Genomic DNA, 25143 nt, shown 5'->3' with positions numbered 1-25143 from the left:
AAATAATAACAAGAGAATGGAAATGAAAAGGAGATGTTTTTCATGGAAGAAAATCATGAACGTATGCAGGATCAGCCAAATAAAGGCGAGGATAATAAAGATAAACCATCAGGGTTAATGGAAAAGATACAGCAATTAGGGCAAACAAATGTCCCGCAACTCTCTCAGGATTCCAATATCCATTGCTTGACGATTGTAGGACAAATAGAAGGGCATATGCAGCTTCCTCCACAAAATAAAACAACAAAATATGAACATGTTATTCCACAGCTAGTAGCCATTGAGCAAAATCCTAAAATAGAGGGCTTGGTGGTAATACTAAATACGGTAGGTGGAGACGTGGAAGCGGGACTCGCTATTTCTGAAATGATCGCTTCACTTTCTAAACCTACAGTATCTGTTGTGTTGGGGGGAGGACATAGTATTGGTGTACCGATTGCCGTATCATGCGATTTCTCGTACATTGCGAGCACTGCTACAATGACAATCCACCCGGTTCGATTGACAGGGTTGGTGATCGGCGTACCCCAGACATTCGAGTATTTGGATAAAATGCAGGATCGGGTAGTTAGTTTCGTAACGAAGCACAGTAATATATCGGAAGATGATTTTAAAGACCTGATGTTTGCAAAAGGAAACCTCACACGGGATATCGGTACGAATGTGGTAGGTGACGATGCCGTCGAATACGGCCTGATAGATGGGATCGGGGGCATTGGGACAGCCATTAAAAAGATTAACGAGTTAATTGAGATGAAAAAGCAATCGGATCAACAAGAGGGCTTAGTACAATGATCCTTTATACAGTCGTTCCCAATGATCTTGTATTTCCAACTGATGCAAGTGAATTCAGTGGTCAAATGATGATGGAATATCAGGGTGTTCCTATCCTTGTTCAGCAGGAGGATAACCGGTATCGTATTGTGAGGGTCATGAGTAGTGATCCTGCACATTATCTAGATAATCAGATTTGCCCAGGTGAATTTATCAATAATTAAGCGAGAAAGAGGATTTTCCCGAAATAGTGGTTATGCTATAATATTACTGGAAGAGATAATCATAATGATACTTTAAGTTAAACGGGAAGGGTCTGACACCTTAGGCACATAGATTGCCCCAAAGGATCAGCCCTTTCTTCATCTTTATGTACATATGAAGAAAGACTTCAATAGAATTTAGGTGAATTGGATTGGCAAAACGAAAAAGAAGAAAAAAACGATCTGCAACGAGTTCAACCTTAAAACAAACCATTAAATATGAAATTACAGGAATGATCCTTGCTGCCCTCAGTTTGATTTCAATCATAGAGCTTGGAGCTGTAGGGAAAGCAGTGGTATATTTCTATCGATTCTTTCTTGGTGAATGGTATATGGTTGCCCTCCTGTGGATGCTGTATGTAGCTGGGTACCTCATGATTAAACGGGAGATTCCTATGTTATTTAGTCGCCGACTCATTGGGATTTACATCATCATTGCGAGCTTCTTGCTATTGAGTCATGTGAAATTATTTGATTTGCTCTCCAATGATGGTTCTTTCGATAATCCAAGTGTCATCATGAATACATGGGATTTGTATTGGATGGATGTAAGCGGGGAAACGAGTACATCGGACCTTGGTGGGGGAATGATAGGGAGCATTCTATTTGCCCTTTCTTATTTTCTATTTGACTCCCAAGGAGCAAGGATTGTTAGTGCAACATTCATATTGATCGGAATCATACTAGTGACAGGTAAATCCATCGGGGATGTGCTGGGAAGAGCAGGAAAGCGCTTTGGTGCATTCTTAAGCGGGCAATGGTCGGCATTCAAACAAGATATGAGTGACTGGAGAGAAGATCAGTCAAAGAAAAAAGAAGTGAAAGAAAAGAAAAAGAAAGAAGTTCCTGTGAAGCAGGAGAAAACGGTTGAAACTCAACTGCCTCAGGAAGAGGAAACGAGAGAACCGATTATCTCAAACTTCGCTGAACGTGCATACGGAGGGAATCAGACTAAAGAAGAACCATCCACTTCAGGAGCGGGAATGAATGGTGAAAAAGACGATGCTGCCGCTAAAGATAAACCCGATTCAGATGGAGAAGCGGATTCTGCACCACCAATTACGTTTACTGAAGTAGAAAATAAGGATTATAAACTACCTTCTATTTCGTTATTAAAGACTCCTAGAAAAACAGATCAGAGTAATGAATATCAACTGATTCATGCCAACGCAGCCAAACTTGAAAGAACCTTCCAAAGCTTCGGGGTAAAAGCGAAAGTTACACAAGTTCACTTAGGTCCGGCCGTCACCAAGTATGAAGTTCACCCGGATGTAGGTGTGAAAGTAAGCCGCATCGTAAACCTTAGTGATGATTTAGCCTTGGCTCTTGCGGCTAAAGATATCCGAATCGAAGCTCCTATTCCGGGGAAATCGGCTATCGGTATTGAAGTTCCGAACTCAGAAGTGGCCATGGTGTCTTTAAGAGAGGTCCTTGAAGCCAAGGAACATAATAAACCGGATGCCAAGCTCCAAATTGGGTTAGGGAGGGATATAACGGGAGAAGCCGTACTTGCAGAATTGAATAAAATGCCTCACTTGCTTGTAGCCGGGGCCACTGGAAGCGGAAAGAGTGTCTGTATTAATGGAATCATCACGAGTATTCTAATGAGAGCTAAACCACATGAAGTTAAGCTCATGATGATAGATCCAAAGATGGTTGAATTGAATGTATACAATGGGGTACCGCACCTATTGGCTCCCGTTGTAACTGATGCAAAGAAAGCTTCACAGGCACTAAAAAAGGTTGTAAGTGAAATGGAGCGGAGATATGAATTGTTCTCTCACACAGGAACAAGGAATATTGAAGGCTACAACGACTACGTTAAGAGACAGAATCTTGAGAACGAAGAAAAGCAGCCGCTGCTTCCATACATTGTGGTGATTGTGGATGAGCTAGCTGATTTAATGATGGTTGCTTCAAACGATGTAGAAGACGCTATTACAAGACTCGCACAGATGGCACGTGCCGCAGGGATCCATTTAATTATTGCGACTCAGCGTCCTTCTGTGGATGTTATTACAGGGGTCATCAAAGCGAATATACCATCCAGGATTGCGTTTGCCGTATCATCACAAATCGATTCCAGAACCATCCTGGATTCCGGTGGTGCAGAAAAACTATTGGGTAGAGGAGACATGCTCTTCATGCCTGTAGGCGCATCAAAGCCTACAAGGGTACAAGGAGCCTTTTTATCTGATGAAGAAGTGGAAGAAATCGTTGATTTTGTCATTTCTCAACAAAAGGCACAGTATCAGGAAGAAATGATTCCAGATGAGATACAAGAAGATGAGAAAACGGGCGAAGCTGAGGACGAACTTTATAATGATGCAGTTCAGTTGATCGCTGAAATGCAAACAGCTTCCGTTTCCATGCTTCAAAGACGATTTAGAGTTGGTTATACAAGAGCAGCACGATTGATTGATGAGATGGAAGTAAGAGGAGTCGTTGGACCTTATGAAGGAAGTAAACCGCGAACCGTTTTGATCGGTAAACCTTCAGAAGAGCAAAGCTCTTAAAAAAAGGTGTGTTACCCTATTCAAACTGAATGGGATAACACACCTTTTTTATGTAGAAATCAAGGAAGAAATCTCAAAATGTATACGTTTCAAATGATGTTATTCTAGTTTATCCACCAATGTGTTATACTATTAAAAGCGTTTACAATTGTAATGCCGTTGTTTTAATTTTGTAAAGATTGATAATTGATAACAACCTTATTGTAAATTATATGTAAAATAACCCCTTGAAAGCCTATTCAACCTAATTTATTTACTATTTTTTTACAAATAAGGGTACTAAATTGTCATTCTAGTCGATTTTTTCGACAAAATCACACAATGCTATTTATTTATGAAAAGAAAAGTGTTATAGTATTTTCGATTAGTAGGAAAGATATACATCAGAGGTCTGATGTCTTGAGAAAATTTGGTGGTGGTTCCAGTGACAATAAAGACAGACAATCGACATTTATACTTACAAGTGATAGACCGTTTGAAGAAAGATATCGAAGCGGGAATATACAAAGAAAAAGAAAAACTCCCGTCTGAATTTGATCTCTCCAAACAACTAGGTGTGAGTAGGGCTACTCTCCGTGAAGCTCTCAGAATTCTTGAGGAAGAAAGTGTCATCGTACGACGTCATGGGGTAGGTACATTTGTAAACGCTAAACCGCTCTTTACTTCTGGTATTGAGCAGCTGAACAGTGTAACGAACATGATTAAGCAGGCCGGTATGGAGCCAGGGACCATTTTCTTAAGCTCAACGACTCAAGAAGCTACGGAGGATGATGTGAAGAGGTTTACTTGCAATGAAGAGGACGACGTGATACTGATTGAAAGGGTTCGTACTGCAAACGGGGAACCGGTTGTGTATTGTGTAGACAAAATTCCTGAAAAGATTATGCCGAGGAATTTCACCCATGAAGATAATTCGATTTTCACCGTTTTGGAGAAACGCGAGAATAAGAGAATCACTCATGCTGTTGCACAAATAGAACCTATGGGCTATCACGATAAAATCTCCCCTATTCTAAATTGTGAACCAGAAACGGCACTACTCGTTTTAAAGCAAATGCACTTTGATGAAAACGATGAGCCGATTCTGTACTCAGTAAACTATTTTCGGTCAGACAAATTTAGCTTCCACGTATTAAGAAAGCGTGTATAACAACAATCCATCTTTCTACTAATTTATTACAATATTAGGGGGTACTCTAGGTGAAAAAACGTAAAATTGGTTTAGCGTTGTCATTTGTTCTAGCTGCAGGTACATTATTAGGTGCTTGTGGAACAAGCGAGGACAAAGAAGGTGCATCTAGTGGTGAAGGTAACAAAAAAGAAGATCAGTTTACAGTAGCAATGGTTACAGATGTTGGTGGAGTAGATGACAAATCTTTCAACCAATCTGCTTGGGAAGGTTTAAAAGCTTTCGGTGAAGAGCACGACTTAGAAAAAGGTAAGGAAGGTTATGACTACTTACAATCACAATCTGATGCTGACTATGCTACTAACTTAAACACATTAGCTCGTCAAGACTTTGACTTAGTATATGGTATCGGCTTCCTTATGGAAGGTGCAATCAATGATATTGCACAACAACAAAAAGATTCTCACTTTGCAATTGTTGATGCTGTTGTAGATCAGCCAAACGTTGCGAGTATCACATTCAAAGAGCAAGAAGGTTCATTCCTTGCGGGGGTTGCTGCTGGACTGGCAACGAAAACGAACAAAATCGGTTTCCTTGGTGGAATGGAAATTCCAGTAATCGAGCGTTTCCACTCCGGCTTCATTGCTGGTGTTAAATCAGTGAATCCCGAAGCGGAAATCGTTGCAGATTATGCAGGTGCATTCGACAAAGCTGAACTTGGTCAAACAATCGCGTCTAAGATGTACTCACAAGATGTAGACGTTATCTTCCATGCAGCTGGTGGTACAGGTAATGGATTGTTCAAAGAAGCACGTGACTTAAAAGAAAAAGATCCTTCCCGTGAGCTTTGGGCAATCGGAGTTGACTCCGACCAATCAGCAGAAGGTAAAGTCGGGGATCATAATATCATCTTAACTTCTTCTTTAAAACGTGTAGATAATGCGGTTCTGGATCTTGCTAATAAAGCAAAAGAAGGAAACTTCCCGGGTGGAGAAGTTATCTCTTACGGTCTTAACGAAGAGGGTGTTGGATTAGCTGAGCTGAACGAAGAGCTTTCTAACAAAGACGAAGTTATGACTAAAGTTGATGAATGGAAAGAAAAGATCAAGAGTGGGGAAATCACTGTTCCTGAATCTTTAGATGCAGCAAATTCATTCTCAGCTAACTAATTGAACAGGGATAAGGGGGCCAAGGATAGCCGGCCTCTTATCCCTTTTATAAAAGGAATATTCATAATAATTAAAAATTTAATTGAAGTATAGAAACTTCTTTCTATCTTTCATTTAGAGTTTTAATCGGGGAAACCCTTTTTTTTCTAGAGTCTTAAGGTCTGACCTCTAACTACTAGATAAATATCCCTAGCCTATGCAAGGAGTGATTAGCAATGGATTATGTAATTGAGATGCTGAATATTCGCAAAGAATTTCCTGGCATCGTAGCAAACGATAATATTACCCTCCAGCTCAAAAAAGGTGAAATTCATGCGCTTCTAGGTGAAAATGGAGCAGGTAAGTCTACACTGATGAATGTTTTATTTGGACTTTATCAGCCTGAACAAGGAGAAATTCGTGTAAAGGGGCAGAAAGTAAACATCACCAATCCCAATATTGCCAATGACTTAGGGATCGGAATGGTTCATCAGCACTTTATGCTCGTTGATACCTTTACAGTAACAGAAAATATTATTCTCGGAAGAGAGCCGAAGTCCGGTGCCACAGTGGATATTAAAAAGGCAGAGAAGGATATTTTGGAAATCTCAGAAAGATACGGTTTAAAAGTGGATCCTTCCGCTAAAATTTCTGAAATTTCAGTTGGAATGCAGCAGCGTGTTGAGATTTTGAAAACACTTTATCGTGGTGCAGAAATTCTGATCTTCGATGAGCCTACGGCGGTACTGACCCCACAAGAAATCAAAGAGCTTATTCAAATCATGAAAACGCTTATTCAAGAAGGCAAGTCTATCATTCTTATCACTCATAAGCTAAAAGAGATTATGGAAGTGTGTGATAATGTAACCGTTATCAGAAAAGGAAAAGGGATCGGGACAGTGCAGGTATCAGAAACCGATCCGAATCATCTTGCCAGTCTGATGGTAGGACGTGAAGTAACCTTTAAGACTGAGAAGAAGGAAGCCATCCCTACTGACAATGTGCTCGAAATTAGAGATTTGAACGTAAAAGATCACCGCAATGTTTCCGTTGTAAAGGGGTTGAACCTGGAAGTGAAAGCCGGGGAGATCCTTGGTATTGCGGGAGTTGATGGGAACGGTCAAAGTGAACTGATTGAAGCGATTACAGGGTTATACAAAGTGAATAGTGGGTCGATTAAGCTGAATGGAAAAGAAATAGCCAATATGAAACCGCGCAAGATTTATGAAACAGGTGTAGGTCATATTCCTCAGGATCGTCACAAACATGGTTTAGTTCTGGATTTTCCAATCGGTGAAAATATGGTTCTACAAACCTATTACCAAAAGCCTTATTCAAATAAAGGGGTATTAAGCTATAAGAATATTTACAATCAAGCGAGAAAGCTAATTTCAGAGTTTGATGTAAGGACACCTTCTGAATATACCCTTGCCAGGGCACTATCTGGTGGAAATCAGCAAAAAGCGATCATCGGTCGGGAAGTCGATCGTGATCCGGATCTGTTGATTGCTGCCCAGCCTACCCGCGGTCTCGATGTAGGGGCAATCGAGTTCATTCACAAGCGCCTGATCGAGCAGCGGGATAACGGGAAAGCCGTACTGTTACTTTCATTTGAATTGGATGAAATCATGAATGTAAGTGACCGTATCGCGGTCATTTATGAAGGGCAAATTGTAGCAATTGTGAATCCAAAAGAAACAACCGAACAAGAACTTGGACTACTGATGGCTGGTTCGAAGAGGAAGGAAGCGGGGGAGAACGAACATGTCTAATCGATTAACAAATATATTAATCCCGGTTATTTCGGTCCTTTTAGGAATTATTGTCGGAACCATTATTATGCTTGTGAGCGGATATGATCCAATTGCAGGATACTCTGCACTTTGGCAAGGTATTTTCGGAGAGATCTACTATGTAGGGGAAACGGTTCGTCAAGTGACTCCGTACATTCTGGCAGGATTGGCTGTTGCCTTTGCATTCAGAACCGGATTATTCAATATCGGGGTCGAAGGACAACTGATTGTAGGGTGGCTTGCCGCGGTATGGGTTGGAGTTGCTTTCGATGAGTTACCAAAGATCATCCACTTACCGCTTGCTGTAATCGCAGCGGCATTTGCCGGCGCATTCTGGGGCTTCATTCCAGGATTACTGAAAGCAAGATACCGTGTACACGAAGTAATTGTTACGATCATGATGAACTATATTGCACTTCACGTAACGAATGCGATTATCCGTGATGTATTGACGGAACGTAAAGATCGTACGGACTATATCGCAGAGACGGCATCATTAAAGTCTCCATTCTTTGAGGCATTAACGGATTATTCAAGACTGCATTGGGGGATCTTCATTGCTCTCGCCTGTGTATTTATCATGTGGTTCCTTTTAGAAAAAACCACACGTGGATATGAACTGCGTTCCGTAGGGTTTAACCAGCATGCTTCTCAATACGCAGGAATGAACGTAAATGGAAACATCATTCTTTCTATGGTCATCTCCGGAGCATTTGCCGGACTCGCAGGTGCCATGGAAGGTTTGGGAACATTTGGGTACGCCTCGATTAAAGGAGGATTTACAGGGGTCGGATTTGATGGGATCGCTGTAGCACTATTAGGGGGGAATGTTGCCATTGGTGTTGTGTTCGCAGCATTATTATTTGGAGGACTCAAAGTAGGGGCGTTAAATATGCCTCTTGAAGCAGGTATTCCAAATGAACTGGTAGACATTATCATTGCCCTTATTATTTTCTTTGTAGCATCGGGTTATATGATTCGTTATCTGATTCAACGATTTAGTAAGAAGGGGGTGAAATAAGTGGGCTTTATCGATATCTTAACAATCCTTATTCCATCAACATTATTGTGGGCATCACCACTTATTTTCACTGCGTTAGGAGGAGCGTTCTCTGAACGTTCTGGTGTGGTTAACATCGGGCTTGAAGGATTAATGGTCATTGGAGCTTTCTCAAGTATTGTTTTCAATCTAGCGTTTGCCGACACATTCGGTGCGGCAACACCTTGGGTGGCCCTGCTAATAGCGATGGTCATGGGTGCGTTACTTGCCGTACTCCATGCGGTTGCCTCGATAACATTCCGTGCCGATCAGGTAGTTTCCGGAGTGGCAATCAATCTGCTTGCCATCGGTTTAACCCTTTTCTTAGTCAAACGTATTTATGGAAAGGGTCAAACAGACATCATTTCAGAAGGTTTTGGAAAAGTGGATGTACCATTACTTAACAAAATTCCGGTGATCGGTGATATTTTCTTCTCCAACACTTATTGGCCACCATTTGTAGCCATTCTTGTGTCCGTCATCGTTTGGTTCATTATGTTTAAGACTCCATTCGGTCTCAGATTGCGTTCCGTAGGTGAGCATCCAATGGCTGCAGACACAATGGGTATCAACGTAACGAAAATGCGCTATATCGGCGTAATCATTTCCGGGGCTTTTGCAGGAGTGGGTGGAGGAGTATATGCCCAGTCCATTTCCTCAGACTTTAGTCATGCTACCATAAGCGGGCAGGGATTCATGGCCTTAGCAGCTTTGATCTTCGGTAAGTGGCATCCCCTTGGCGCAATGGGTGCAGCATTATTCTTTGGGTTCGCACAAAGCTTAAGTATCATTGGATCAAGTATTCCATTATTTGAAAACATTCCGAGTGTATATCTGCTAATCGCACCATATGTACTAACAATCCTTGCACTTACAGGATTCATTGGCCGTGCAGATGCACCTAAAGCACTTGGTACACCGTATATTAAAGGAAATCGTTAATCAGAACATAAGCACCAATCAGTAAAAGGTATCCCGACATTCGGGATACCTTTTTTGTCTGCACAAAAAATGAAACATATTGAATATTTTCTATACATATACTAGTTTACTCTATGGGTATTTTTCCAATAGAGGAAGATGCTTGAAATCAACATATCACAACATGTATAGTTATACATAAATACCGCACAATAAAGGTGTTTATAACTTTTTTGATTTCAAAAATGACGGAAGTGTGGAACTAAGGAGGACGGTACGATGACAGCCATAAATGAAGTAGTAAAAAAGAAACAGGGGTACACGCTACATATCGTTCAAACGGATAAGTATAAAACCAACAGTCTGATTTTGAAAATGAAAGCTCCTTTAGATCAAGAAACAGTGACCTTACGCGGATTACTCCCTCATGTAATGCAAAGTAGTACAAAGACCTATCCGAGTACAACGGAATTAAGATCCTACCTGGATGAATTATATGGTGCTAACTTTTTTACGGATTTAGGTAAAAAAGGTGAATACCACGTGGTCAGCATGTCCGTGGAAATCGCCAACGAAAAGTTTTTAAGGGACTCAGAGCCTTTACTTCAAAAAGGAATAGAATTTTTAGCAGATGTCCTGCAAAATCCTCATATTGAAAATGACGAATTCGATAAGAAAACAGTCGAGAAGGAAAAACGAAACCAGAAGGTAAGAATACAGGCAGTATATGACGATAAAATGCGTTACGCTAATTCCCGGCTTGTAGAAGAAATGTGTAAGGGGGAGCGATTTGCCCTTCATGTTAATGGAATTAGTGAAGAAGTGGAGTCCATTACGGCCAAGAGTTTATATGAGTATTATCAAAAAGTCATGAATGAAGATCAATTCGATCTTTATGTCATCGGTGATGTAGATGTTGCAGAAGTTGAAAAACTGTGTGATCAACTCCTTCAATTAAACGAACGTACCCCTATCGAAGTCGATTCATCGGAAGTGAAGCAAAAAGAAAGGGAAAACGTCGTGAAAGAAAAGCAGGATGTGAAGCAAGGTAAGCTGAATATGGGCTATCGGACTCATACACAATATGGCGATGATGATTACTTTGCCCTTCAAGTGTTCAATGGTATATTCGGTGGATTCTCTCATTCCAAATTGTTCATAAATGTGAGGGAAAAAGCGAGCTTAGCCTACTATGCAGCAAGTAGACTGGAAAGTCATAAAGGATTACTGATGGTTATGTCCGGAATAGAATTTGAGAAATATGATCAAGCAGTCGGAATCATCAATGATCAGCTGCAAGCAATGAAGGATGGCGACTTTACGGATGGTGAAATCGAACAAACGAAAGCGGTCATCCGCAATCAACTGCTTGAAACCATTGATACGTCCCGCGGTTTGGTTGAAGTACTATATCATAATGCAGTCGCCCATGAAGAAATTGATTTAAAACACTGGCTTGATGAAATAGAGAAGACGACGAAAGAAGACATCGTGAAAGCAGCAAATAAAGTTGAGCTTGATACCATCTACTTTTTAACAGGAATGGAGGGATAAAGATGAAGAAAATTTCCTTCGATCAACTACAGGAAAATTTATATTATGAAAAAATGTCTAATGGATTGGACGTCTATATTCTCCCGAAAAAAGGATTTAATAAGACATATGCCACATTCACGACGAAGTACGGAAGCATTGACAATCATTTTGTTCCTCTGAACGAAGAAGAATTCGTAAAAGTTCCAGATGGAATCGCCCACTTCCTGGAACATAAATTGTTTGAAAAGGAAGACGGGGATGTATTCCAGCAATTCAGTCGCCAGGGAGCGTCGGCTAATGCTTTCACTTCCTTTACACGAACAGCTTATCTATTCTCAAGTACTACCAATGTAGAACGAAATTTAGAAACGCTAATAGATTTTGTTCAAGACCCGTATTTTACTGAAAAGACCGTGGAAAAAGAAAAGGGAATCATCGGACAGGAAATCACCATGTATGATGATAATCCTGACTGGCGATTATACTTTGGTGTGATTCAGAATATGTACAAAAATCATCCTGTGAAGATCGATATAGCAGGAACGATTGAGTCCATCACCCCGATCACGAAAGATATGTTGTATCAGTGCTATAACACATTCTACCACCCAAGCAATATGCTCCTCTTTGTAGTGGGATCTGTAGACCCGGATCAAATCATGAATCAGATACGTTCGAATCAGGAAAAGAAGGATTATGAAAAAATGCCTGAGATCAAGCGGAAATTTGATGATGAACCAGAAACGGTTGCTGAGAAGAAGCAGGTCCTTAAGATGAATGTGCAAAGCCCTAAGTGCCTTGTAGGTCTTAAAGCGCCTGAACCGCATCAGCAAGGCAAAGAAATGCTTAGACAAGAGCTTTCGATGAACGTTTTCCTGGATATGTTATTTGGTAAAAGTTCAACGTATTATTCAGAACTTTACAATGATGGGTTGATTGATGAAACATTCCACTATGATTATACACAGGAAAATGGCTTTGGGTTCCTAACTGTCGGTGGAGATACGGAAAAGCCGGATGAGTTGGCCGAAAAGGTACAATCGCTGCTGCTTAAAGCGAAACAACAATCTCTCTTTACAGAAGAGGGGTTAGAAAGAACGAAGAAAAAGAAAATTGGTGCGTTTTTACGTGCCATTAATTCTCCTGAGTTTATTGCAAATCAATTTACACGCTATGCTTTTAACGAAATGGATCTTTTTGAGGTTGTACCTACACTTGAATCATTGAAGTTTGAAGATATACAAACCGTTGCCAGTACCATTATCAGTGAAGAGCGCTTTACGGTCTGTCAGGTAGTACCAAAATCATAAAATCGGAGGGAGCTGCTCTAGGGTAGTTCCTCTCTTTATGTGGACATTGAGGTGGAAACAGATGAAATATGCATTAATAACAGGGGCTTCAGGGGGAATTGGAAGCAGCACGGCTTTAAGCTTGGCAGAAGAGGGATGGAATTTATATTTACATTATCATACGAATGAAAAGGCCATAACAGACCTGATTCATAAGGTTGAAAAACTTGGGGTGGAGGCAATTCCCATTCGGGCGAACCTTGCCCTCCCGAAAGAAGTCGGGAGTCTCGTAAACAATATCTTCCAACTTGATGCCATCATTTATAGTAGTGGGAATTCAAGCTGGGGAATGTTTCAAGATCAGACTGAAGAAGAGGTGGACAATTTGATTAACGTTCATGTGAAAAGTCCTATACTTCTCATTCAAAAGTTATTGCCAAAACTGATAGAACGTAAGGGAAGCATTGTAATGGTAAGCTCCATTTGGGGACAAATAGGCGGAGCGTGTGAGGTCGTTTATTCAACTGTAAAGGGGGCGCAGCTGGCATTTGTGAAATCGTTGAGTAAGGAGCTTGCTCTAAGCGGAGTAAGAATCAATGCAATTGCTCCCGGAGCAGTTGATACATCGATGATGGATTCATTTTCTGAAGGGGATCTAGAAGCTCTTAAGGAGGAGATTCCAATGGGTCGTTTCGCTAAGGTGGATGAGATTTCAGACTCGATTCAATTTCTCACTTCCCCCAAATCCTCTTATATAACTGGTCAAACCATCTCCATCAATGGTGGATGGCATACATGAAAAAGTTTTTTAGTCAAATGATTAAGGCGAATAATTTTTCCTCCTGGATACAAACTAAGGTTGTATTTCAATAAAGGAGGTCATGACAAATGTCTGTATTAGATAACTGGTCTGATTGGAAAAACTTCTTAGGTGACCGTCTTCACCAGGCCCAACATGGTGGAATGGAAAATGAAACGGTTTCTGACTTAGCTTACCAAATTGGTGACTACTTAGCGAATCAAGTCGAAGCTAAGAACGATCAGGAAAAAGTGTTAGCGGATTTATGGTCTGTCGCTTCTCCTGAAGAACAACATGCCATTGCGAACATGATGGTTAAACTAGTTAATAACAATGGTACTCGTTAAGGAGAGGGATTTTTTCCTCTCCTTTTTCTTATATGTGCTTCAAAAGAACCACTTGAGACCGAAGCCATTTTTCTGATGAAGTCTATACTTCTTTACTCTAAACAGCTTATCAGGTATAAAATGAGAAATTGTACATATTTATGTAGGTTTTGCTTTTCTATTAACGGAAAATCATTTATTATAATACCTAGATGTTTAAATAATCTTTCCGAATTATGTCGATTTTTATCGAATTGAAATGTCACAGTTTTTTCAGGAGGGAACCAATGGAACGCAAAGAATGGTATTTAGAATATGAAATTCAAAAAAATCGTCCAGGCCTCTTAGGTGATATTTCCTCGTTATTAGGAATGCTTTCTATAAATATAGTGACGATAAATGGAGTAGATGAAGGCAGGAGGGGAATGCTTCTTCTTGCTAACAATGATGAACAGATAACGAGGCTCGAGTCCATCTTACAAACGATGGATACAATTAATGTTACAAAGCTCCGTGAGCCGAAATTACGGGATCGCCTTGCCGTCCGTCACGGCCGTTATATTCAGCGTGATGCCGATGACAAGAAAACGTTTCGGTTTGTTCGTGATGAGCTGGGTTTATTAGTGGATTTTATGGCTGAGCTATTTAAGCAAGAGGGACATAAGCTTGTTGGGATCAGAGGAATGCCCCGGGTGGGGAAGACCGAATCCATCGTGGCATCAAGCGTATGTGCAAATAAGAAATGGCTTTTTGTCTCTTCCACCTTATTAAAGCAGACAATTAGAAGCAAGTTGATTGAAGACGAGTATTCATCTGAAAACCTATTTATTATTGATGGTATCGTTTCAACTCGCCGTGCAAGTGAAAAGCATTGGCAATTAGTAAGGGAAATCATGAGATTGCCTGCTGTGAAAGTAATCGAACATCCTGACGTATTCGTTCAAAACTCTGAATATTCACTTGAAGATTTTGATTATATCATTGAACTTAGAAACGATCCTGATGAAGAAATTACATATGAATTAGTAGAACAAAATAATCTATTTCAAAATTCCGATTTTGGAGGTTTTGATTTTTAATATTGGAAGGTGTTAAGTGGTGACGGAATTAGGAAATCGTTTAAAGGAAGCCCGTGAAGCTAAAGGTTACAGCCTCGATGATTTACAAAGAATGACAAAAATTCAAAAACGCTATTTGATTGGAATTGAAGAAGGCTCGTATGACGCGATGCCCGGGAAGTTCTATGTGCGTGCATTTATTAAACAGTATTGTGAAGCGGTCGGTCTTCCTCCTGAAATGATTTTTGAGGAGCATAAGGAAGAAATTCCGACAACTTATGAAGATGAGATACCGGTTTCCCTTTCCAGGGTTCAGTCAAGAAAGTCTGTATCAGAAAGCTCTACAAAAGTATTTGACTTCGTGCCCAAACTCCTTATAGCCCTGTTCGTTATTGGTGCCTTGATTGCCTTATGGGTATTCTGGCAGGGGAAAGTGGGGGATAAAGCCCCTGAGACACAGCCTTCAGAGAATCAGGAGCAAGTCGCTGTAGATGAAAACCAGGCGGCTGAAAGTGAAGAGCCTGAAGAAGAAACCAAAGAAACAGGGGAAAATAAACCTTCAGAAGATGAAAATGCTAAGGAAGAGAAAGAACAAAAACCAGAACAATTATTAGAAGCTGTGAATACTTCAGGCTATAAAACAACCTATGAACTGAAAAATGCAGATGAATTCAAGCTGGAATTATCTGCTAAAGGTGATACTTGGGTCGGTGTATACAACACGAAGGATGAATTATTGTTTGAAGGGTTATTGAAAGAGGGGAATAAAAAGGACTTTGACTTTTCCTCCGAAAAGGTTGCTTATCTTGTCATCGGTAACGCTTCAAATACAAATATTTCAGTTAACGGAAGTCAGCTTGAGTACGAGGTATCTGCTTCGGATGTTGTAAGACAGGATATCATCATAAACTATGAACCTAAAGCGACACAATAATTGAGATGAAAGGAGTTTTAATAACTCCTTTTTCTTACATACTATAGCTAGAACGTGTTTTTTTAGTATTGGAGGTAGAAAGGTGAATTTACCTAATAAGATTACAGTTTCAAGGATATTTTTAATTCCATTATTTTTAATCATTATGCTTGCACCGCTAAACTGGGGTGACATGATGTTTCTTGGGGCAGAAATGCCGGTCAAGCACTTTGTGGGAGCATTGATTTTCATCATTGCGGCAACAACCGATTGGGTAGACGGTTATTATGCACGAAAGCTTGACCTCGTGACGAACCTTGGGAAGTTTTTAGATCCATTGGCGGACAAATTGCTTGTATCCGCTGCATTAATCGTACTGGTTGAGCTTGGTCTTGCCCCGTCATGGATTGTCATCATCATCATCAGCCGTGAGTTTGCGGTAACAGGTCTTCGCCTTGTGTTAGCAGGAGAAGGGGAAGTGGTTGCTGCGGGTCAACTTGGAAAGATCAAAACATGGGCACAAATCATTGCTATTTCAGCTCTGCTTCTGCATAATGCCATTTTCGAACTGATCAATTTGCCATTTGCGACCATTGCTCTCTGGGTGGCTATGTTCTTTACTATTTGGTCTGGATGGGACTATTTCAAACATAATAAAAAAGCATTTGTAAATTCGAAATAAGACGCTGTAACAGGGGGATCGATTCTACTGGAATCATCCCCTTCTTTATATCGATGACAGGGGGAGTTAGGATGAATGCAGAAATTATTGCGGTAGGATCAGAACTATTATTAGGTCAAATCGTCAATTCCAATGCTCAATTCATTTCAGAACAGCTGGCTGAAATGGGCGTGAATGTCTACTACCACACTAGTGTTGGTGACAACCCAGAGCGGTTGCAACATGCGATTTCAGTAGCTCAAGAAAGAGCAGACTTGTTGATTTTCACTGGTGGACTTGGACCGACGAAGGATGATTTGACGAAAGAAACGATTGCGAAGTCATTAGGTACAACTTTGACCATGGACGAAGATGCATTGGAATCAATAAAAAGCTATTTTAAAAATGTCAATCGGGAGATGACACCTAATAATGAAAAACAGGCACTCGTATTAGCCGGATCTCAGGTGTTGAAGAATGAAAACGGTATGGCTCCCGGCATGCTCTTGAAAAAAGATGGTAAAGCATACATGCTTTTACCCGGGCCTCCATCTGAAATGAAACCGATGTTCAGTACTTATGGCAAACAGGCCATCCAAAAAGTATTAAAGAAGAAAGAAATTATCCATTCCCGGGTCCTGCGTTTTTTCGGCATTGGGGAAGCTCAGTTGGAAACAGAATTAGAAGATCTGATTGATCAACAAACCAATCCAACCATTGCCCCACTGGCTGCTGACGGAGAAGTTACACTGAGGTTGACGGCCAAACATGAATCGAAAGATGCTGCCATCACCCTTTTGGATGAGTTAGAAATTGAGATTATGAATATTGCAGGAGATTACTTCTACGGTTACGATCAGGATTCTCTCGTCGAGGTGGGATTCAAATTATTAAAAGAGAGAGGCTTCACATTATCCTGTGCAGAGAGTTTAACCGGGGGCCTCTTTCAAGCTCAATTAGCGTCATTACCAGGTACATCCTCCATCCTGAATGGCGGGGTGATTTGTTACCAGGATGAGGTCAAGAAGAAGGTACTATCCGTGAAAGAAAGTACGCTTGAACAGCATACATCAGTTAGCGAAAAGTGTGCACAGGAGCTTGCAGAAAACGTAAGAGAACTTTTATCATCCGATATCGGGATCAGTTTTACAGGTGTGGCAGGTCCCGGACCACACGAAGGGCAACCTGCAGGAACCGTTTGGATAGGACTGTCCATTAAAGACCAACCAACTAGAACGTTTCTATTGAATCTTGGAGGAGGACGGAATGCTAACCGAATGAGAACGGCAAAATACGGTTGGTATTATTTGATTAAAGAATTGAGTAAGTAAGGATAGTTTGGCTGTCTTCTGATACGTGGAAGGCAGTTTTTTTTCTTGTTCAACTGCTCCAAATTCAATCCAAGTCGCCTATAGAAAAAAACCGAATGAATGTTCGATTTTTTTCTTGTTTTCTATTATAAAAACGTTTATAGTATAGATAGGTTGGATTTGAGACAAGCTTATAAGTTGTCTATTTCAAGTTCTATATTTAAAGGAGGAAGATTTTGTGAGCGATCGTAAAGCAGCCTTAGATATGGCGTTAAAACAAATAGAAAAGCAATTCGGTAAAGGCTCTATCATGAAGCTTGGGGAGCAAACTGATAGAAAGATAGTAACATGTCCAAGTGGTTCACTGGCATTGGACGCAGCTCTTGGAGTTGGCGGATATCCCCGCGGTAGAATCATCGAGGTATATGGTCCGGAATCATCCGGTAAAACAACGGTAGCCCTTCATGCCATTGCAGAAGTACAGGCTCAAGGCGGTCAGGCTGCATTCATCGATGCAGAGCACGCACTTGATCCTGAATATGCACAAAAGCTTGGGGTAAACATAGATGAATTATTACTCTCTCAACCGGACACAGGTGAACAGGCACTGGAAATTGCCGAAGCGCTTGTACGTAGTGGGGCAGTCGACGCCATCGTTATCGACTCTGTTGCAGCACTTGTACCGAAAGCGGAAATCGAGGGTGAGATGGGAGATGCTCACGTAGGTCTTCAAGCCCGCTTAATGTCACAGGCTCTTCGTAAGCTTTCAGGTGCTATCAACAAATCGAAGACCATCGCGATTTTCATCAACCAGATTCGAGAAAAGGTTGGAGTCATGTTTGGAAATCCTGAGACGACTCCTGGTGGACGCGCGCTGAAATTCTATTCTTCTGTTCGTTTGGAAGTCCGTCGTGCTGAAACACTTAAGCAAGGAAATGAAATGGTAGGGAACAAAACGAAGATTAAAGTCGTAAAGAATAAAGTAGCTCCTCCTTTCCGTGTAGCGGAAGTAGATATTATGTACGGTGAAGGAATTTCTAAAGAAGGTGAAATCGTCGATCTTGGATCTGAGCTTGATATTGTTCAGAAGAGCGGTGCCTGGTACTCTTATAACGAAGAGCGCTTAGGTCAAGGTCGTGAGAACGCGAAGATTTTCCTTAAAGAAAATCCGGAAATCCGCAGCGAAATCATGCTGAAAATCCGTGATCATTACGGATTGGATACAGGTCGAGCTGAAACCGATGATCAAAGTGAATTAAGTCTTTTAGAAGACTAACCAAAATAAGAGAAGCAGCCATCTTTGGTGTGCTTCTCTTTATTATGTATGATAAGTAATTATTTGGTAGAAAATAGTAATAGTGTTTTTCTCTAATGCTAATCGCTTATAGTTAACAAAAGCATGTGAATAATCGCTATCAGATGTAAACTTCTAAATTCAACAAAAATTTTTCAAATAGATGGATGGTGTCAAAAAATCATCCATAACCCCATAATGACAGTGTCATTTTGTGTCGATTGGAAAAAATCCCTTGAGAAATCTAGTGATAGAGGGCTCTACCCCTTGACAATAAATTTTCAGAGATTTAAAATTAACATGTATATTTTACAAATTTTTCGAATGAATATTTGAAAGCCTAGCGCTGTATATTTTGTTCTTTTGAGCAATGTACAAGCCGACATGTAAAAGACATGATGACAGTTCATAGCAAGAGGAGGTGAAATAATGCAACCTATAACAATCATCTCCATTTTGCTTGGCCTTATCGTCGGTGTAGTTGTTGGATACCTAATTCGTAAGTCCATTGCTGAAGCAAAGATTGCTGGTGCCAAAGGTTCAGCAGAGCACATTTTAGAAGATGCTAAGCGCGAGGCAGATGCTCTGAAGAAAGAAGCACTATTGGAAGCAAAGGACGAAAATCATAGACTTCGCACAGAAATGGAAAATGAACTTCGTGAACGAAGAAATGAATTGCAGAAACAAGAAAATCGTTTAATGCAAAAAGAGGAAAACCTCGATCGAAAAGATGAAACGCTTGATAAGCGTGAAGCCTTACTTGAAAGAAAAGAGGGGACCCTTAACGAGAGACAACAACATATTGAAGAGATGGAAAGCAAAGTGGACGAGATGGTACGATCACAGCAAACAGAGCTAGAACGTATCTCGAGCTTAACTCGTGATGAAGCGAAAGGAATCATTCTTGACCGCGTTGAAAATGAACTTTCCCATGATATCGCTATTATGGTCAGAGAGCATGAAACACGTGCGAAGGAAGATGCAGATAAGAAGGCGAAAGAAGTCCTTTCACTGGCTATTCAACGTTGTGCTGCTGAACATGTGGCAGAAACAACGGTTAGTGTTGTGAACCTACCGAATGATGAGATGAAAGGTCGAATTATTGGGCGAGAAGGACGTAACATTCGTACGCTGGAAACTTTAACAGGAATTGATTTGATTATTGATGATACTCCTGAAGCAGTTATTCTTTCTGGTTTTGATCCGATTCGTAGAGAAACGGCTCGAATTGCATTAGAGAAGTTAGTTCAGGATGGACGTATCCACCCTGCGCGAATTGAAGAGATGGTCGATAAATCCCGACGTGAAGTGGATGAATACATCCGTGAAATTGGTGAACAGACAACATTTGAAGTTGGCGTTCATGGTCTTCACCCGGATTTAATTAAAATCTTGGGACGTTTAAAATATCGTACAAGTTACGGTCAAAACGTTTTAAAACACTCAATGGAAGTGGCTTATCTTTCTGGATTATTAGCAGCAGAGCTTGGTGAGGATGAAAGACTCGCTAAACGTGCTGGATTACTTCATGATATCGGAAAAGCAATCGACCATGAAGTTGAAGGAAGCCACGTGGAAATTGGTGTTGAACTGGCAACGAAGTACAAAGAACACCCTGTTGTCATTAACAGTATTGCTTCTCACCACGGAGATACAGAGCCTACGTCCATCATCGCCGTACTGGTTGCTGCAGCTGATGCTTTATCTGCTGCGAGACCTGGCGCGAGAAGTGAGACGCTTGAGAACTATATCCGCCGATTAGAGAAGTTGGAAGAAATCTCAGAGTCATATGAAGGCGTTGAGAAATCGTTCGCGATCCAGGCAGGACGTGAAGTTCGTATTATGGTTAGACCAGAAGCCATTGACGATTTGGAATCTCACCGATTAGCAAGGGATATCCGTAAACGGATCGAAGATGAGCTTGATTACCCTGGCCATATTAAAGTAACGGTCATCCGTGAAACAAGGGCTGTCGAATACGCAAAATAAGAGGTTGACTCGAAAAGGGATTTTTCCCTTTCGGGTCAGCTTTTTTTATCGCATATTTTATCCATCCAGAAGATGAATCAATAATGGATCCTTTACGGATGAATAGACGGCAAGTTATTTGTGTTACAATAACTACAAGACTGAATACATATAGAGAAGGGAATTTTCATGAAAATTTTATTTGTTGGAGACGTAGTCGGTTCAATGGGCAGGGAAATGATAACGGAATACTTGCCAAAGTTAAAAAAGAAGCACTCACCGGATCTTACCATCGTTAACGGGGAAAATGCAGCTTCAGGCAGAGGGATCACAGAGAAGATTTACAAACAATTATTGCAAGATGGTGCCAATATGGTAACTCTCGGTAATCATACTTGGGATAATAAAGATATTTTCAATTTTATCGACTCATCGAAACAAATGGTGAGACCGGCGAATTTTCCGGAAGGAACCCCTGGAAGCGGTCTGGTCTATGCTGAAGTGTATGGAAAAGAGGTTGCCGTTATCAATGCCCAAGGTAGAACGTTTATGCCGCCCCTTGATGACCCGTTTAAGGCACTGGATGAACTTGTAGACGAAGCAAAGAAGAGAACCTCCATTATCTTCGTTGACTTTCATGCAGAGGCAACAAGTGAAAAGCAGGCTGTTGGCTGGTTTTTGGATGGCCGGGTATCTGCTGTAATAGGAACTCATACACATGTGCAAACAGCGGATAACCGCATCTTGCCCAATGGGACGGCATTTATGTGTGATGTCGGTATGACAGGCCCATACGATGAGGTATTGGGAATGAGTAAGGATTCTGTTCTGAAGAGATTTCAGACAAGTTTGCCTGTTCGCTTTGAAGTTCCAAAGACAGGACGCAAAATTTTGAGTGCCTGCTTAATAGATGTTGATCAAAAAACGGGTAAAGCGAAAAAGATCGAGCGAATATTAATTAACGAGGATCATCCTTTTATGGCAGAATATTAAATGTTTTCTTTCCTTTTTTCGGTGAGACCGGAATGATTTGTCCATTTCCTGAATATAGTATCAGTGGAATCATTTATACCAAGTTTGTTCTTTACCACGGACATACGGTATGGGGGAAATGACAAGGAGGAAAAGGAATGGAAATATTAAAAGTTTCAGCAAAATCTAATCCTAATTCTGTAGCTGGTGCACTCGCCGGTGTTCTTCGTGAAAGAGGAGGAGCTGAGATTCAAGCGATTGGTGCAGGGGCTTTAAATCAGGCCGTCAAAGCAGTTGCGATTGCCAGAGGCTTTGTGGCTCCTAGTGGTTTAGATTTGATATGTATCCCGGCATTTACAGATATTTTGATTGATGGAGAAGAGCGTACGGCGATAAAGTTAATCGTGGAACCAAGATAATAAACCATAGGCTGTTCATTAAAGAGGGGATTCTTTAGTGGACAGCCTTTCTATTATTCCATAGTATTATTTATAAGAAGGTCAGGCATTTGAAAGGATGAAAGAAACATGTTATTTGATGCACACTGTGATGTATTGATGAAGTTATACTTAGAACCGGGGAAGAAAGCATTTCAAACGAAGAACACTTTACATATAACTTATCCACAACTGATTGAAAGCAGGAGTAAGATTCAATTGTTTGCTATTTATATCCCATCCGATTTGAAGCCAGGTCAACGATTTCAAGCTGCCCTGGAAATGGTGAACTTATTTCATAATCAAGTCCTGAAACCCAACCCTAAATTAAAATTTGTCACCTCTAAAAGTGATATAGAAAGATTAGCACATGATGAAATCGGGGCAATGCTTACACTTGAGGGCATTGAAGCGATAGAAGAGGATCTCACCAAGCTTGAAATTCTTTACCGGCTTGGGGTGCGCTCTGCTGGATTAACATGGAATTGGGCCAATGCTGCTGCAGATGGAGCACTGGAGCCAAGGGGTGGAGGATTGACCAATTTTGGCCATGAAGTCGTTTCATTCTTAAACGAGAACAGGATGTGGACAGATGTTTCCCATTTATGTGAGAAAGCATTCTGGGATACAATCGAGATTTCAGATTATCCCGTTGCTTCTCACTCGAATGCCTACTCCATTTGTCCAAATCCCCGAAATTTAAAAAACGACCAAATTGAAGCGTTAATCAAAAAAGACAGTGTGATGGGGATTACATTTGTGCCGCCGTTTCTAAACAAAAAAGGTACAGCAGTGATTTCAGATATCATCAGGCACGTCGAACATGTCTGCAGTTTGGGTGGAGAGGATCATATTGGCTTTGGATCAGATTTCGACGGGATATCAGAAACCGTACAAGGGTTATCATCATTTGATCAATATCAGAACTTGATCGATACACTCCAACGTTACTATAGCGAGAGACAGGTGAAAAAGTTCTTGTTTGAAAACTTTGTTGGAAGAATACCAGATTGACTACAGAACCTGCCATGAAAGAGATACCTATAATGGTTTTTTGTACCAGGAATTAAGTCTGTACATTCATAATCTCTTTAATACAGTAGTGATTTAAATAGAAAAGTGATAAACTGATAGAGTGAATACAAATATAAGAGTTGCTGCAATCCTTTGTAGTAATAGGTTGTTTGAACGAAAAGAAGAGTATATGCTTCTCTGATAGAGGTTGCAAAAATTGATTGAAGGGGTGTAATAAATGAAGGAACAACTTTCATGGAAAGTTGGCGGCCAGCAAGGTGAAGGGATAGAGAGTACGGGTGAAATCTTTTCTATGGCCCTTAATCGCCTTGGGTACTTCTTATATGGTTACCGCCATTTCTCCTCTCGTATTAAGGGAGGACATACAAATAACAAGATTCGGGTAAGTACCACACAAGTGCGTGCGATTGCTGATGACTTAGATATTTTAGTAGCATTTGACCAGGAAACGATTGATGTGAATTATAAAGAATTACATAGCGATGGTGTCATTATAGCTGATGCGAAGTTCAAGCCTGAAAAGCCTGAAGATACGGATGCTTCTTTGTATATCATTCCTTTCACTCAGTTAGCTACAGAACTGGGAACTTCTTTAATGAAGAATATGGTAGCAGTGGGTGCGACCTGTGCGGTTCTCAACCTGGATCCAGACGTTTTCAAGGAAGTTGTGGAAGAGATTTTTGGCCGTAAAGGTGAGACAGTAGTTGAGAAAAACATGGAAGCCATCAAGCAAGGGTTTCAAACGATGAAAGATGAGCTTGGAAGCAAGGTTGGTTCATTACAACTGAAGGAAGCCGATGGAAATAAGCGCATGTTCATGATCGGGAACGATGCGATTGCTCTCGGTGCACTGGCTGGTGGGGTTCGTCTCATGGCAGCATATCCAATCACTCCAGCTTCTGAAATCATGGAATACCTCATTAAGAAGCTACCGATGGTTGGAGGAACGGTTATCCAAACAGAGGATGAGATTGCAGCTGCAACGATGGCAATCGGTGCGAACTACGGGGGGATCCGTTCATTCACTGCATCAGCTGGACCCGGTCTTTCACTTATGATGGAAGCAATCGGTTTATCCGGTATGACAGAGCAGCCTTTAGTAGTGGTGGATACTCAACGAGGAGGGCCGTCCACAGGACTTCCAACGAAACAGGAGCAGTCCGATTTAATGGCCATGATTTACGGTACGCACGGTGAGATTCCTAAGATCGTCCTCGCTCCAAGTACTGTACAGGAAGCGTTCTATGATACAGTAGAGGCATTTAATTTAGCTGAAGAGTATCAATGTCCAGTCATCATTCTTTCTGATCTTCAGCTTTCATTAGGGAAGCAAACGGTTGAGCCACTTGATTACAGCAAAGTGGAAATTCGTAGAGGGAAGCTTGTCGGCAATGAATCGGAGTTAATTGAATTAGAGGCTAAGAAATACTTTAAACGTTTTGAAGTGACTGAAGATGGTGTATCACCACGTGTCATTCCTGGAATGAAAAACGGTATTCATCATGTGACAGGAGTCGAACATGATGAAACAGGGAAGCCTTCTGAATCTCCGGTAAACAGACAGGCGCAGATGGATAAACGGATGCGCAAGGTGGAAAGAATCCGCTTTAACAATCCAATTCACACTTATGCACCACATGAAGAAGCCGATTTATTATTAGTCGGTTTCAACTCGACACGTGGAGTAATTGAAGAAGCAATGGAACGACTTGAAGCTGATGGACTGAAAGTGAATCATGCTCATATACGCTTAATCCATCCGTTTCCTGCAGATGAGCTGGAGCCGTTGATGCAATCAGCAAAGAAAGTGGTCGTGATTGAACATAATGCCACTGGACAACTGGCCAATATAATCAAAATGAACGTTGGGTATGGAAATAAAATCACGAAAATGACAAAGTATGATGGAACACCATACTTACCAAATGAAATTCATTCAAGATGTAAGGAGTTGATCTGATC

At 40.9% G+C, this 25143-nt stretch carries 22 protein-coding genes; all 22 read left to right on the top strand.

What is annotated here, in order from left to right:
* The first annotated feature begins 42 nt into the window (after nucleotides 1-42).
* The gene (locus ACXAF2_RS18110) at nucleotides 43-795 is read left to right on the top strand and encodes a ClpP family protease (RefSeq protein ID WP_475140763.1); all 753 of its coding nucleotides are present in this window, start codon (nucleotides 43-45) and stop codon (nucleotides 793-795) included.
* Nucleotides 792-998 (top strand): YlzJ-like family protein, encoded by a 207-nt coding sequence (locus tag ACXAF2_RS18105; RefSeq protein WP_427597496.1) that lies wholly within the window; start codon nucleotides 792-794, stop codon nucleotides 996-998. Before ACXAF2_RS18110 ends, ACXAF2_RS18105 begins: the two co-directional genes overlap by 4 nt.
* A 191-nt stretch (nucleotides 999-1189) precedes the next feature.
* Nucleotides 1190-3553 (top strand): DNA translocase FtsK, encoded by a 2364-nt coding sequence (locus ACXAF2_RS18100; protein ID WP_475140761.1) that lies wholly within the window; start codon nucleotides 1190-1192, stop codon nucleotides 3551-3553.
* A 424-nt stretch (nucleotides 3554-3977) separates the two neighbouring features.
* On the top strand, nucleotides 3978-4703 hold the full coding sequence (locus ACXAF2_RS18095) for a GntR family transcriptional regulator (protein WP_148993639.1): 726 nt from the start codon (nucleotides 3978-3980) through the stop codon (nucleotides 4701-4703).
* 50 nt (nucleotides 4704-4753) lie between these two features.
* A complete protein-coding gene (locus tag ACXAF2_RS18090) occupies nucleotides 4754-5851 on the top strand; it encodes a BMP family lipoprotein (RefSeq protein WP_475140759.1) in 1098 nt (365 codons plus the stop codon).
* A 215-nt stretch (nucleotides 5852-6066) separates the two neighbouring features.
* On the top strand, nucleotides 6067-7602 hold the full coding sequence (locus ACXAF2_RS18085) for an ABC transporter ATP-binding protein (RefSeq protein WP_148968786.1): 1536 nt from the start codon (nucleotides 6067-6069) through the stop codon (nucleotides 7600-7602).
* Nucleotides 7595-8644, top strand: a complete 1050-nt coding sequence (locus tag ACXAF2_RS18080) for an ABC transporter permease (protein ID WP_475140757.1) — start codon at nucleotides 7595-7597, stop codon at nucleotides 8642-8644. The genes ACXAF2_RS18085 and ACXAF2_RS18080 overlap by 8 nt, the downstream gene beginning before the upstream one ends.
* Nucleotides 8645-9604, top strand: coding sequence for an ABC transporter permease (locus ACXAF2_RS18075; RefSeq protein ID WP_148968788.1), 960 nt, complete (start codon nucleotides 8645-8647; stop codon nucleotides 9602-9604). It abuts the gene before it with no gap.
* A 258-nt stretch (nucleotides 9605-9862) separates the two neighbouring features.
* Nucleotides 9863-11137, top strand: coding sequence for an EF-P 5-aminopentanol modification-associated protein YfmF (gene yfmF, locus ACXAF2_RS18070; RefSeq protein ID WP_475140755.1), 1275 nt, complete (start codon nucleotides 9863-9865; stop codon nucleotides 11135-11137).
* A 2-nt stretch (nucleotides 11138-11139) separates the two neighbouring features.
* Entirely contained in the window at nucleotides 11140-12429 is a 1290-nt protein-coding gene (yfmH, locus tag ACXAF2_RS18065; protein ID WP_475140754.1) for an EF-P 5-aminopentanol modification-associated protein YfmH, read from the top strand.
* A gap of 61 nt (nucleotides 12430-12490) precedes the next feature.
* Nucleotides 12491-13207, top strand: coding sequence for an elongation factor P 5-aminopentanone reductase (ymfI, locus tag ACXAF2_RS18060; protein ID WP_475140752.1), 717 nt, complete (start codon nucleotides 12491-12493; stop codon nucleotides 13205-13207).
* An 89-nt stretch (nucleotides 13208-13296) separates the two neighbouring features.
* Nucleotides 13297-13554 (top strand): DUF3243 domain-containing protein, encoded by a 258-nt coding sequence (locus ACXAF2_RS18055; RefSeq protein WP_044337337.1) that lies wholly within the window; start codon nucleotides 13297-13299, stop codon nucleotides 13552-13554.
* 266 nt (nucleotides 13555-13820) lie between these two features.
* Nucleotides 13821-14612: a DUF3388 domain-containing protein gene (locus ACXAF2_RS18050; RefSeq protein ID WP_113968160.1), complete on the top strand. Its 792-nt coding sequence runs from the start codon at nucleotides 13821-13823 to the stop codon at nucleotides 14610-14612.
* A 19-nt stretch (nucleotides 14613-14631) separates the two neighbouring features.
* Nucleotides 14632-15525, top strand: coding sequence for a helix-turn-helix domain-containing protein (locus ACXAF2_RS18045; protein WP_475140750.1), 894 nt, complete (start codon nucleotides 14632-14634; stop codon nucleotides 15523-15525).
* 82 nt (nucleotides 15526-15607) lie between these two features.
* Nucleotides 15608-16186 (top strand): CDP-diacylglycerol--glycerol-3-phosphate 3-phosphatidyltransferase, encoded by a 579-nt coding sequence (gene pgsA / locus ACXAF2_RS18040; RefSeq protein ID WP_148969300.1) that lies wholly within the window; start codon nucleotides 15608-15610, stop codon nucleotides 16184-16186.
* Nucleotides 16187-16257: 71 nt separating this feature from the next.
* Nucleotides 16258-17496 (top strand): competence/damage-inducible protein A, encoded by a 1239-nt coding sequence (locus ACXAF2_RS18035; RefSeq protein ID WP_475140748.1) that lies wholly within the window; start codon nucleotides 16258-16260, stop codon nucleotides 17494-17496.
* 217 nt (nucleotides 17497-17713) lie between these two features.
* Nucleotides 17714-18751: a recombinase RecA gene (gene recA / locus ACXAF2_RS18030; RefSeq protein ID WP_148969298.1), complete on the top strand. Its 1038-nt coding sequence runs from the start codon at nucleotides 17714-17716 to the stop codon at nucleotides 18749-18751.
* Between the two features lie 447 nt (nucleotides 18752-19198).
* Nucleotides 19199-20758, top strand: coding sequence for a ribonuclease Y (gene rny / locus ACXAF2_RS18025; protein WP_148969297.1), 1560 nt, complete (start codon nucleotides 19199-19201; stop codon nucleotides 20756-20758).
* Nucleotides 20759-20926: 168 nt separating this feature from the next.
* Complete coding sequence (locus ACXAF2_RS18020) at nucleotides 20927-21730, top strand: TIGR00282 family metallophosphoesterase (RefSeq protein ID WP_475140746.1); 804 nt, start codon at nucleotides 20927-20929, stop codon at nucleotides 21728-21730.
* 137 nt (nucleotides 21731-21867) lie between these two features.
* On the top strand, nucleotides 21868-22128 hold the full coding sequence (spoVS, locus tag ACXAF2_RS18015; RefSeq protein WP_034760060.1) for a stage V sporulation protein SpoVS: 261 nt from the start codon (nucleotides 21868-21870) through the stop codon (nucleotides 22126-22128).
* Nucleotides 22129-22236: 108 nt separating this feature from the next.
* Entirely contained in the window at nucleotides 22237-23160 is a 924-nt protein-coding gene (locus ACXAF2_RS18010) for a dipeptidase (RefSeq protein ID WP_475140744.1), read from the top strand.
* A 238-nt stretch (nucleotides 23161-23398) separates the two neighbouring features.
* Nucleotides 23399-25141 carry a 2-oxoacid:acceptor oxidoreductase subunit alpha gene (locus ACXAF2_RS18005; RefSeq protein WP_475140742.1) on the top strand — a complete coding sequence of 581 codons (1743 nt, stop codon included), beginning with the start codon at nucleotides 23399-23401 and terminating at the stop codon, nucleotides 25139-25141.
* Nucleotides 25142-25143: the final 2 nt, after the last annotated feature.

This window comes from Rossellomorea sp. ABR4_004 (genome assembly GCF_056159585.1).
The sequence above is the reverse complement of the archived record's forward strand: the minus strand, read 5'-3'. Positions and strand labels throughout refer to the sequence as shown.